The following is an 11,588-nucleotide window of genomic DNA, read 5'->3' as shown; positions in this document are numbered from 1 at the left end:
GACAGCGCGCCGGAAGATGGCCTGATCGACGATCCGGCCAACAACCAGGGCACCCTGTTTAATCCTGCGGACGACGATGCTGACGCGCTGCCGAACTACCGTGATATCGAGAGCTCGAACCCTGCCAACGACGGCAGCGGGCCCTTCGACATCAGCAATCGCGATGACGCCGCCACTGTCGATGCCGACAATAATGGCCTTGTCGACGATGCGGCCGACCGGGACGGTGACGGCATCGCCGACATTGTTGACGAAAGCGACTTCGGATTCGGTTCTCTGGAAGACTACGATCTGGACGGCATCAACAACCGTGCTGACCTGGACGACGACAACGACGGCATTCCTGACGTCGCGGAAGGTAGCGGTCTCGTCGATACCGACGGCGATAACCTGCCAGACAGTCTTGATCCGGACAGCGATAACGACGGCATCAGCGATGTACTTGAAGCCAATCGGGGGCGGCTGGATGCAGACTCAGACACCTACGTCGACCAGTTCCTCGACGCCGACCTTAATGGTCTCGATGATCGCATAGCAGCAGATTCCCTGCCCATCGATTCAGATGCCGATGGCACTGCAGACTTCCGGGATCTCGATTCGGACAACGACGGCATTGTTGACCTGGTGGAAGCAGCTGACAAGGGCGTCGATATTCGTCAGGTCGACAGCAACGGCGATGGCATGGTGGATCTGCTGGGAATTAACGGCAACACTTCCCGTCGCTGGTCTCCCACTGATTTTGACGGGGACGGACGTGAAGACTACCGTGACATTGATTCCGATGGAGATGGCTACAACGATGATCTTGAAGGACGCGACTTCGATGGTGACGGGCAGATTGACCGCCTCGACAACGGCGGCGAACTGGAAACAGCTGTCAGAGGAGCCGGGGGTGTCGGTATCTGGATGTTGATCGCACTGTTGGCACTCGTACTGGTACGCCGCGCTGGATACAAACACGCACGTCCGCTGCTGGTCGCAGCAGTGGCCCTCGGTTTGCCTGGGCTTTCCCAGGCAGACGCAGGTCTGTGCGGATACCAGCTGTCTTCAAACCATGAAATCGTTATGGATGACGACAGTGAGGACGACGCGCAGTTCTCGGGTTGTTTTTATGGCAACCTAGGGCTGGGAGTTACCCACATAGATCCAGAAGGCGAAAGCAATGGCTGGCGCACCAACGACGACTCTGACTGGGGTTGGAAGGTTGCGGTTGGCCATCACTTTGCGCCCCACTGGTTCTGGGAGCTGGCATACAGCGATCTCGGTGAGGCCGGTCTTGGCAACCGAAACCCAGCTCTGGAGCGAGTGACTCCCGACGCCCATATCGACTACCAGGTTCCGTCACTCATGGCCGGCTACTGGATTCGGGAGCCTGGCCACCGCTTCAACGCCTTCGTTAAGGTGGGTGCGTCACTGATTCAGAACAGCGCCAGCGACAGCAGAATCGGCTATGACGAGCAGTCAACACTGCAGTTGGCACTGGGTGTCGGCGTTCAATACCGACCGCTGGAATCCGCCTGGTTCATTCGAGCCGAACTGGACAGTTATGATCGGGACGCTCGCTATCTGGGCCTGCAGATTGGTCGCTATTTTGGCGGGCCTGATCGCCAATAACGTTAACCGCAATGTCATAACAACTGGCGGGTGATCCTATACTCCTTCTCGATCTTGGTATGGGAATCATCCGCCAGAAACCGCGCAATCTTCTTGCCCAGTAACGGCACTTCGCACCAGACATTCAGCGTAACGTAGTTGATGCAGGCCTGGTCTGTGCCCTGCAGGCGCATATTGCCCTTGATCTTCGCGGGCACGCCTTCAATTTTTACCCGGAACTCGCAATGCCATTCCCCGTCGTCCTTGCGGAACCAGTGCTCTTCCTGGCGTACGCGATTCCACTCTTTGTGAAAGCTCGCCAGGATGCCGGGCACCTCGGTGGAGGCTGTCATTTCACGCTCAACCACCACCTTCGCGGACAAGTCGTCACGGGTCAGCTCCGGTATATTCACATTGCGCGAACCCAGCCGCTGGTTTTTCTCCTGGATATGGGCCTCGTCGAAGAACGCACCCAGCACCCGGTCCAGGCCAGCATCGTATGAATGTCTCAATTCCAGTTCCATAAAGGCCTCCGTATAAGAATGGCCTGATTGTGCGCGGTGAGTTTCATTCACACATTGGCCCGCCGGTCATCGGTGGATGGCATAGTGGTCAGCAGGCGTTGTTAACTGTAATATTCGCACTGGTTAACAGCTGACCTTTTGTTGGAACCTGACAGAACCCCACCGTTTGACGGAGATTTATCATGCGCAACGCTGACCTCGTCGCCCGCGGCCTCAAATCCGTATGGCACCCCTGCACCCAGATGAAAGACCACGAAGGCACCTTGCCCCTGGTGCCCATCAAACGGGGCGAAGGTGTCTGGCTTGAGGACTTCGAAAGCAACCGCTACATCGACGCCGTGAGCTCCTGGTGGGTCAACCTGTTCGGCCATGCGAACCCCAGAATCAACGCGGCTATTCAGGAGCAGATTGGTCAGTTGGAGCATGTGATCCTGGCGGGGTTTACCCACGAGCCGGTGGTCAGCCTCTCCGAGAGACTGATCGAAGTGACCCCTGAAGGCCTCAATAAGTGCTTCTACGCCGACAACGGCTCATCTGCTATTGAAGCTGCGCTCAAGATGAGCTTCCACTACTGGAAGAATCAGGGCAAACCGGGCAAGAAAAACTTCGTCAACCTGAGCAACAGCTACCATGGCGAAACCCTGGGGGCACTGGCACTGGGCGATGTTGCTCTCTACAAGGACACCTATCAGCCGCTGCTGATGGAAGTCATGACCGCGCCCTCCCCGGATGCGTTCAACAAGGAGCCGGGCGAGACCGACGAGGAGTACGCGCTGCGGCAGTTCGAGGCCATGGACGCGTTACTGGCCGAAAAGCATGACGAAATCTGTGCCGTGGTGGTCGAACCACTGATTCAGTGCGCAGGCGGCATGCGCATGCACCACCCGATTTACCACACCAAACTGCGCGAAGCCTGCGACAAATATGGCGTGCACCTGATCGCCGACGAGATCGCAGTTGGCTTCGGCCGCACCGGCACCCTGTTCGCCTGCGAGCAGTCCGGTATCACTCCGGATTTTATGTGCCTGTCCAAAGGCCTGACCGCGGGCTACCTGCCATTGTCGGTGGTGTTGACAACGGACACCGTCTACAACGCCTTCTACGACGATTACGAAACCCTGAAGGCCTTCCTGCACAGCCATAGCTACACCGGCAACCCCATCGGTTGCGCCGTGGCGCTGGCCACCCTGGACATCTTCCGCGACGACAACGTCATCGAAAACAACAAACGCCTGAGCACCTGCATGGCTGACTCCGTCGCCCACCTGGCGGACCACCCCAACGTCGGCGACATCCGCCAGCACGGCATGACCCTGGCGGTGGAAATGGTGAAAAACAAAGCCACCAAAGAGCCCTTCCCCTGGCAGGAGCGGCGCGGCATCCGCGTATACCAGCATGCGCTCACCCGCCAGTCGCTATTGCGGCCACTGGGTAACGTAGTCTACTTTATGCCCCCTTACGTGATCACCGAAGAACAGATCCGCCACCTGGCCCAAGTGGCCACAGAAGGCATCGAAATCGCCGTACGGGACTGACAAACACCATGCGCATCCCCCGCATCTACACCGACTCACCCCTGAGTGAAGGCGCCACGGCCGGCCTGGACGACAATGCAGCGCAACACGTCGGCCGTGTGCTGCGCATGCAACCCGGCCAGGAACTGCTGCTGTTCAATGGCGACGGCAACGACTACCCCGCCACCATCACCGAGGCCGGCAAGAAACACGTGTCGGTCGAGGTAGGAACGCCGTCCGCCAATGCCACCGAGTCCCACCTGGAGATCGTACTCGGCCAGACCCTCTCCAAAGGCGACCGTATGGACTACGCCGTTCAGAAAGCTGTGGAAATGGGCGTTACCCGCATCGTCCCTCTCACCACCGAACGCTGCGACGTCAAACTCAAAGGCGACCGTGAAGACAAACGCCTGCGCCACTGGCAATCCGTTGCTATCAGCGCTGCCGAACAATGCGGCCGAGCCCGGGTGCCCGAGATAGTACCGGTGATGACACTGTCGGAATGGTTTGAAAGCTCGGGTGACTGCGACTTGCGCCTGGTTCTACACCACCGCACCGAACAATCCCTGGACACCCTGGCCAAACCCGCCCGCGTCGCGCTAATGATCGGTCCCGAAGGCGGCCTCAGCCCGGACGAAATCACCGCTGCCGAAACCGCCGGCTTCCTCCCCGTTGCCCTCGGCCCCCGCGTTTTACGCACCGAAACCGCCCCGGTTGCCGCCATGGCACTGTGCCAGTGGTTGTGGGGTGATATCGGCGGTTGAACCTACCGACTGTGCCGCCATCTCAATCTGGCGCTCAAGTCATTGACAGAGCCGGCCCCCGACAACATTATCCCTGTCGAGTGATAAGTCTGTTGAGGATAGCTCTGTAGTCGGGGCTGTATTACGGGGAGGCCTTTCCAAAACTGTGCGGAGCCATGGATGGCGGAGCCCAAGCGCCACAGGGACGTGCCGCAAGGAGCGTGTTTTGGAAAGGCCTCCCCGTAATGCAGCAAACTCCAGAACCCAAAAAGCGAACACCGGATGACAAGCCTGCTAAGCACCCCAGAATTCTGGCAATACCTCAGTATCCCCGTCATTGCCGCCCTGATCGGCTGGACCACGAACTGGCTGGCCATCAAAATGACCTTCTACCCGCTGGAATTCGTCGGCAAGCCCCCGTTACTGGGCTGGCAGGGCATCATCCCCTCAAAGGCCCGAAAAATGGCCGCCATCAGCGTCGACGCCACCATCTCCAAGATTGGCACCGTGCAGGAAATCTTCCAGCAAATCGACCCCAAGGTACTGGCAGCCCACATCCTCTACACCGTCGAACCCCGCACCGAAGAATACGTCGACGAACTGATGCTCAAGGAATACCCCACCTTCTGGGAAAACCTGCCCTCCTCAGCCAGGAACATGGTCTACGACCGAGTACGCAAGTCCACCCCGCAACTGGTGGACAACCTGGTGGGTGACGTTTCCGACAACATCGAAGACCTGCTCGACATCAAAAGCATGGTCATCGAACGCCTGGCCAAGGACAAACGGCTGCTGAACCGGATCTTCATCGAGTGCGGGGAAGTGGAATTCCGTTTCATCATCAACTCCGGCTTCTATTTCGGCTTCCTGTTCGGCCTGGTTCAGATGACCGTCTGGTATTTCTACCAAAGTTGGTGGGTACTGCCTTTCTTCGGCCTGATGGTGGGTTGGGCGACCAACTGGATCGCGCTGAACGTGATCTTCCGGCCCTTGCACGAAAAGAAAGTCGGCCCTTTCCGATTCCAGGGACTGTTCCTCAAACGCCAGCAGGAAGTCGCCGAATCCTTCTGCCACATCGTCACCCACGAAATACTCACGGTTGGCAACATCATCAACGCCATACTGGAGGGCCCAAAGGGCGACCGGGCCCGCAACATGGTCAAAAAACACATTAAACCCCTGGTGGACGAAACCGCCGGCATGGGTAAGGCCCTGACCCAGATGGCGTTTGGACCAACAGGCTTTGCGACCCTAAAGAACCAGGTCGGCAAAAAAGCCATCGAAATTTCGCAAACCTCCTTCAATAACCCGGTGTTCGAAACCGACCGGGCAAGGGCCGTGGAAAGCATCATGGTGGAGCGCATGATTGCCCTCTCATCTGAGGAATTTCAAGACCTTCTTCGACCCTGCTTCCAGGAGGACGAAATCAAACTGATCCTGGTGGGCGCCTTCCTGGGTTTCGCCGCCGGTATCTGCCAATTGGTGTTTGTCTTCGGAGGCTCTGTTTTCTGAGGCTCTAGTGCCAAAAAGCCTGCTGTTATACTGTGCATAGCCGCTAGCTCATTCTATACTCGCGGTGTACGGGTATGTATTTCCCGGCGACTATTCTTTTCCCGGAGGCATCGGATGCCAGGCTTTATTTCCTGGATTTCAGGACTTTTCTCGTCCGACAAACCAACAACCGCAACAGCACCTGAATCCCGCCTGCTCAACCCGGTTGTTTCAACAAACGACAGCCCGGACATAGACCCGGCCCTGATCGACAAATTGGAAGAACGTCTGTTTTGCTGGCTGCTTGACTCACCCCCTGCCACGCTGCGCTCAGAAACCGGGCAATGGGATGAAGTGCTGGAAAAACTGCGCTGGCGAATCGCCAATAGTGAACTGGACGAATTACCGCGCCAACCCATGACCCTGCCGATGCTAATGCGGGCACTCTCCGATGCCAATACAGGCCGTAACCAACTGACGGAGATCATCCTCAATGACCCCGCGTTGACCGACCAACTACTGCAAATTGCCAACAGCCCTTACTTCCGCACCGGCGACCAGTCCATCGACTCGGTGGACCAGGCGGTCTTTGTTCTGGGTATGGACGGTATTCGCAACGTTATTTCCGCCGCCATCATGCGGCCGATGATGGCAGCCAGGAACAGTCGGGAAGCACTCTTTGCACAACGGGTATGGCGCTGGGGGCTCACCTGTGCCCGCAGTGCGGAGTTGATTGCGAAGATTCAGGGCCAGGATAGCAGCGTCTATTTCATGGCAGGCCTATTGCCAGCACTCTCTTACATCACACTACGAAGGGAGTTGCAGCGCGTCTGCAGGACGGAATCCGGGCTGGCGGAACCGCCACCCTCGCTGATCCACATCGCCCTTTCCCGCTACCAGTGGGCCACGTCACAACTACTGGCCAATGAATGGGGGCTGCCGCCTAAATACCACGCCCAGCTTCTGGCGGCGGAGCGGCCGGCGCCGAGGCAGCAACACACCCCGCTGAACGACGGTATTATTATCGGCACCCGGGAGGTGTTACGCCATGCCCACCAGCGCAATATGCCGGAAGACGACGTATTGCGTATTACTAACATCTCGAGGGAGCAGTTTACGCGGGTACGCAAGGTGATCCTCGATACCCTGGAAGCGGGCGCAAAAACCCGCGCCTAGGTTTTTTCTCCGTAACCCCCTTCCTGCTTCAGCAGTTCGGCGAAGGACACCGATTCGTGCTCCGGAGGGCGTTCCATCAGATGGCTCGGCACGGCATAAGGTAAACGGTCAGCAACCCGATCCTCATCACGACGTATGGCTTCCAGCACGCTGCCAACGGTGATCCTCTCGAGGGACTGGCCCGGGGCCAGGCAATCGCCGTTGCGACCGGCCAATGTCAGCAGTCTGGCGCGGATCAGCTTGTCGCTGATACCACGGGTCACCTCCCCCGGCACCCTGAGTTGCTGCTCAACCGCTTCCTGCTGCGGTGCCGGCCGGCCCTCGCTGAAGGGTTTCGCCACCAGCCACATCAACGCCAGCCCGGTTTTTTCCAGAAGTTCCGGCGACAACCGCACCTGGCGGCGTTTGGCCACCGAGCCCGGGTTCTGGAGATAGAAGGCAATGCTGGACCCCAGCAGCAGAATCATCCAGTTGAGGTACACCCAGATCAACAGGATGATGCCGATTGCGAAACTGGAATAGATGGCAGCGTACTTGGCGGAACCGGCGACAAACGACGCAAACAGCATACCCGCCGCCTGCCAGGATATACCTGCCACCAGTCCACCGATGAACGCATAGCGAAGCTTCACCCGGGTGTTGGGAATGAACACGTATACGAAGGTGAACGCCCCGACCACCAGCATGAATGGGGTAAAGCGGGTGGCGAAGACAATCATGGAGCCGAGCGGTTCGATTTCCATCAGCGCCTGCACGAACGCCGACGAGAAAATGGTGGCACTGATACCGATGGCCGACACCATCAACAACGGCCCCACCATGATAACGCTGAGATAATTACTGAAGCGCTGGGCCATCGAGCGCATGTCCGGCACCCGCCAGATCATGTTGAAAGAACGCTCGATCTTCTGCACCAGTGACACCACGGTATAAACCAGCAGTGCCAGGCCGACCGAGCCGAGCACACCCACTTTCATGTTATCCACGAAGCCCAGAATCTGCTCGGCAATCTCGACGCCCTGGGGGCCCATGGGCCGAAAGAACTGGAACAGGAAGGGTTCCATACGCTGGTGTACACCCAGCGCCTTGAGCACCGAAAAGCTCAAGGCCAGCAACGGCACAATACTCAGCAAGGTGGTATACACCAGGCTCATGGCATGAAGCGTCAGGTTGCCACTAACGACGTCCCGCACCAGCGCATAGGCGGTACGCCCGGTTTTATAAAGCCAGGTCCATGGCCAGTGTTGCGGTGGATTGGGGTTGGCGAGAATCCAGGTTTCCGCAGACTGAAGCCGATCTTTGAATTGAAATGAAGCCACACAACGTCCTGTTTGCCAGTGTTTTGTACAGATTATCAGTCAGATACCAAATCACAACAAAGTATGGCGTATTGTGTGGCTTTTACTAGCGGTTTCGGCTCAGTATCGGAACTGGCTGACATTTCCTCTCAGCACTTCGCTCAGTGACGCGAGGGAATCGGTCATGCTTCCGGTATCGCGGGCATTGTCTGAAATGTCTTCAATCTGGCGCTTGAGGTTGATCAGGTTTTCGTCGATTTTGCTGACAGCCTCGCTCTGCTCAGCCGCAGCCTGGGCGACCTGTTGGTTGAGCAAACGCATCTCGCCCGCCTTCTCATCGATCAGCCCCAGGCTCTCGCTGCATTGCCGGATGCGCTGGACGGTTGTACGGCTCTCCTCCCGCCCCGCCTCCACCGCTTCAACGGCATCACGGGATTGTGCCTGCAACGATGACACGAGATCGTCTATCTGCCCGGTCGAGTTCGCCGTCTGGCTGGCCAGACCCCGCACTTCGTCGGCCACAATGGCAAACCCCCGGCCCATTTCACCGGCCCTGGCCGCTTCAATGGCAGCGTTCAATGCCAGCAGGTTGGTTTTCTCCGAGATGCCCCGGATTACATCCACGACCTGGCCGATAGACTGGCTTTGGCTGGCCAGCCCGGCGATGGTTTCGGCCACGGCTTCCACTCGTGTTTCCAGCCGAGCCATAGCGGCAACGGCTTCATCCGCCGATTGACCGCCACTGTGCGTCAACCCGCCAACCTCATCGGCAAGGCATGCCGCGTGGTTGGCACTCTTCCGGACTTCTTCCGCAGTGGCAGTAACTTCGTTTGCGGCTGTCGCCACCAGACTGGTTTCCTGTTGCTGGCGTCCAACCTGGTCGGCAAGACTCTGACTGCTTTCCCGTCCCTGAGCCGCCATATCCCCCAATTCATTGGTGGAGGCGGCGACATGACCGATCAGACCGCCAAATCGCGCCAGCATCTGATCAAAGGCGCGGGTGATCACGCTTAATTCATCGTTCTTGCGATACTCGAGGCTGCCCCGCAGGTCATTGCCGGCCTGTATTTCGCCAATACGCTGCCCCAACCTGCGCACCGGGCGAAGCAGTGAACGCAGGAACAGCGTGCCCAGCAACAATGCCGAGATAACGAGCGCGCCAGCCATTATCAGGCTGACCGATCCAGCCCGATCAATTTCGTGTCGAATAGCACCGCCACTTATGGCGACCTGATCACTGGCACGTCTGACTGTCTCTCCGGCTTCCAACACGCCCTCGGTGAGTACGGCCTCCCGTTGCTGGTAGCCGCTGCGGATATCGTTGAGGCTAGCCGTGAGACTAACGGCCTGTTCCCGGGCGGCCTCCGCCATCGAACGCCCCATCAGCATCATGGACTTTTCAAAGAACTCAAACATTTTTTCGCCGAGCGTGCGGTACTGCTCCACGGTTTCTGTCATTTCCGCGATCTCCGCCTGCAGGCTGCTATCGGCCGCCACCATGGCAGCCAGTTCGCCCACCAACTGTTCGGAGGCGGCTTGAGCCTTGTCCAGGGACTCCATGTCCGCATTCAGAGCGGCGTGAAAATACCAATACTGCATCGCACCCATATGTTGCTGGGCGACCGTAACGCGTTCGGACAACTTGCCCAACGCCCTTTGCTGGTCAATGAGCTCGGACTGCTCATCAATGGCAACCATTTGGCCGGCGATGCCGCGTGCCTGCTGATCAACACTGTCACCAATGCCGGCTATGCGCTGGTAAACCAGGGCCGATGACGCAACGGACAGGCCAATCAACAGGGTAAACAACAGGATCACCCGGGAACGGATGGTCAATTCTAATCGGGGGAATGCCATAGCGAGCTCACTCAGTTCGTAACGTAATGCCGGCGTGTCCAGCCCCGCATGTCATCCAGCCTTTCAAGCCGACCTGCAGCCTCCTTGAGCGTGGACGCTATGGGGTAATCATCGGCCAGCATGCCGTCAAAACGGATGGTCATCAGATCCCAGAAGCGTTTCATCTCAGGAATGTTGGGCATGATTTCCCCACGACTGGCGGAGCGGAAGGTATGGTCGATAAACGGGTCTTCGCTGAGGGTTTTCACCACTTCCAGATGGGCCACGGCGCCAAGGGGCTTGTCGTCATTCACGGCGTGCAGGCCGGATTCGGTCAGCAGATAGTCCTCCATGAACTGACGGGCCAGTTCATGGTTGGTGGATACCGCGCTGATCCCGGCGGCCAGCACGCCCACAAAGGGTTTTCCAGGTTCACCGCTGACAGTGGGCACGTCGGCTATGCCCACGTTTATACCGGCGTCCCGTATCTCACTCCAGGCCCAGGGACCGTTAATGATCATCGCAGTCTGACCGGCCTTGAAGCCGTCCATCATGGTGCCGTAATCCGCATCTGCCGACAGCACACCGGAATCCAGCAAGTCTTTTATGCCTGCCACGGCACCGACAGCGCCATCTGTGTCCACACCAACATCGGAGAGGTCGTAAACCTGGTTTTCCAGGCCGAAACTGTACCCACCGGATCCGGCGAACACTGGCCAGGAAAAATACACATTCTTGTAGTCCCAGGAGATGGCCTCAATACCCTGTGCGCTCAGTCGTTGATGCTCAGCTTTCACGCCTTTCAGAGTGGCGGGCGGTGTTGAGACCAAATCCTTGTTGTAGAGCAGACTGACCACTTCCATGGCGATTGGGTAGCCATACACTCGATCGCCCACGGAAACCGCCTGCCAGGCAAAGGGTGCAATAGCCTCACGCACCTGCTCGGACGGCTCGATGGGGCGCAGGTGGCCCTCATTGATCCAGCTTCCAAAACGATCATGGGGCCAGATCACGATATCGGGCGCCTTGGAGGAATAGCCATAATGGTCGTACTCGGAGGTGAGATCGTCCGGCGTCTCCACGGTCACAGGAATGCCGGTTTCGGCTTCGAAGCGTCGGCCAACCTCAGCCAGCCCTTCATACCCCTTGTCGGAGTTGATCCAGATAAGCAATTCACCGCGTTCAAAGGAGAATGCCGGTGCAGAAAAGAAAACACAGGAAAGCACAAGAGCCAGGAGAGGTCTGATCATAGGTATCGCCCTGTTGTTATTGTTTGAGCGTTGGGAATCCCATGCCTCAAATGAGACATGCCACTGGCAGTTTATGCAGGAGGCGAGGGTCGGCGCGTCATACACGTGCAAACTTTAAGGGGATGAGATGAGGGGCGTAAGCGAGAGTGGGCCGAAAGCCCAC

Annotated in this window: 9 protein-coding genes; 5 read left to right on the top strand and 4 right to left on the bottom strand. The window is 58.0% G+C overall.

The annotated features are described in order from the left end of the window. Positions 1–1,614, top strand: a 1,614-nt coding sequence (locus JJO78_RS17680) for an outer membrane beta-barrel protein (protein ID WP_228210166.1), incomplete at its 5' end; no start/stop codon positions are given. Between the two features lie 14 nt (positions 1,615–1,628). On the opposite strand, the gene JJO78_RS17675 is transcribed toward JJO78_RS17680, so the two are convergent. Next, on the bottom strand, positions 1,629–2,117 hold the full coding sequence (locus JJO78_RS17675; protein ID WP_036208948.1) for a DUF2505 domain-containing protein: 489 nt from the start codon (positions 2,115–2,117) through the stop codon (positions 1,629–1,631). A gap of 182 nt (positions 2,118–2,299) precedes the next feature. Here JJO78_RS17675 and JJO78_RS17670 point away from each other — a divergent pair, with 182 nt between their 5' ends. The 4 genes from JJO78_RS17670 (at position 2,300) to JJO78_RS17655 (ending at position 7,041) form a co-directional block, all read left to right on the top strand. Next, positions 2,300–3,652 (top strand): adenosylmethionine--8-amino-7-oxononanoate transaminase, encoded by a 1,353-nt coding sequence (locus tag JJO78_RS17670; RefSeq protein WP_041334068.1) that lies wholly within the window; start codon positions 2,300–2,302, stop codon positions 3,650–3,652. An 8-nt stretch (positions 3,653–3,660) separates the two neighbouring features. Then, positions 3,661–4,395 carry a 16S rRNA (uracil(1498)-N(3))-methyltransferase gene (locus tag JJO78_RS17665; protein WP_075194433.1) on the top strand — a complete coding sequence of 245 codons (735 nt, stop codon included), beginning with the start codon at positions 3,661–3,663 and terminating at the stop codon, positions 4,393–4,395. 261 nt (positions 4,396–4,656) lie between these two features. Then, positions 4,657–5,886 carry a DUF445 domain-containing protein gene (locus tag JJO78_RS17660; RefSeq protein WP_127401835.1) on the top strand — a complete coding sequence of 410 codons (1,230 nt, stop codon included), beginning with the start codon at positions 4,657–4,659 and terminating at the stop codon, positions 5,884–5,886. A 114-nt stretch (positions 5,887–6,000) separates the two neighbouring features. Further along, a complete protein-coding gene (locus tag JJO78_RS17655) occupies positions 6,001–7,041 on the top strand; it encodes an HDOD domain-containing protein (protein WP_036208938.1) in 1,041 nt (346 codons plus the stop codon). Here JJO78_RS17655 and JJO78_RS17650 read toward each other — a convergent pair. From JJO78_RS17650 to malE, 3 genes are all read right to left on the bottom strand, one after another. Then, positions 7,038–8,360, bottom strand: a complete 1,323-nt coding sequence (locus tag JJO78_RS17650; protein ID WP_041334063.1) for a YihY/virulence factor BrkB family protein — start codon at positions 8,358–8,360, stop codon at positions 7,038–7,040. The genes JJO78_RS17655 and JJO78_RS17650 overlap by 4 nt on opposite strands. A 99-nt stretch (positions 8,361–8,459) precedes the next feature. Then, entirely contained in the window at positions 8,460–10,196 is a 1,737-nt protein-coding gene (locus JJO78_RS17645) for a methyl-accepting chemotaxis protein (protein ID WP_273624303.1), read from the bottom strand. An 11-nt stretch (positions 10,197–10,207) separates the two neighbouring features. Beyond that, positions 10,208–11,425, bottom strand: a complete 1,218-nt coding sequence (gene malE, locus JJO78_RS17640) for a maltose/maltodextrin ABC transporter substrate-binding protein MalE (RefSeq protein ID WP_085679266.1) — start codon at positions 11,423–11,425, stop codon at positions 10,208–10,210. Positions 11,426–11,588: the final 163 nt, after the last annotated feature.

The sequence above is a fragment of the Marinobacter sp. DS40M6 genome (assembly GCF_028581595.1).
GTDB lineage: Bacteria > Pseudomonadota > Gammaproteobacteria > Pseudomonadales > Oleiphilaceae > Marinobacter > Marinobacter salarius.
Note: the sequence above shows the minus strand (reverse complement) of the source record. Positions and strands in the feature narration are given on the sequence as shown.

Coding starts and splice junctions, on each gene's coding strand:
- JJO78_RS17675 (WP_036208948.1), bottom strand. CDS start 2,117: ATGGAACTGGAATTGAGACATTCATACGATGCTGGCCTGGACCGGGTG.
- JJO78_RS17670 (WP_041334068.1), top strand. CDS start 2,300: ATGCGCAACGCTGACCTCGTCGCCCGCGGCCTCAAATCCGTATGGCAC.
- JJO78_RS17665 (WP_075194433.1), top strand. CDS start 3,661: ATGCGCATCCCCCGCATCTACACCGACTCACCCCTGAGTGAAGGCGCC.
- JJO78_RS17660 (WP_127401835.1), top strand. CDS start 4,657: ATGACAAGCCTGCTAAGCACCCCAGAATTCTGGCAATACCTCAGTATC.
- JJO78_RS17655 (WP_036208938.1), top strand. CDS start 6,001: ATGCCAGGCTTTATTTCCTGGATTTCAGGACTTTTCTCGTCCGACAAA.
- JJO78_RS17645 (WP_273624303.1), bottom strand. CDS start 10,196: ATGGCATTCCCCCGATTAGAATTGACCATCCGTTCCCGGGTGATCCTG.
- malE (WP_085679266.1), bottom strand. CDS start 11,425: ATGATCAGACCTCTCCTGGCTCTTGTGCTTTCCTGTGTTTTCTTTTCT.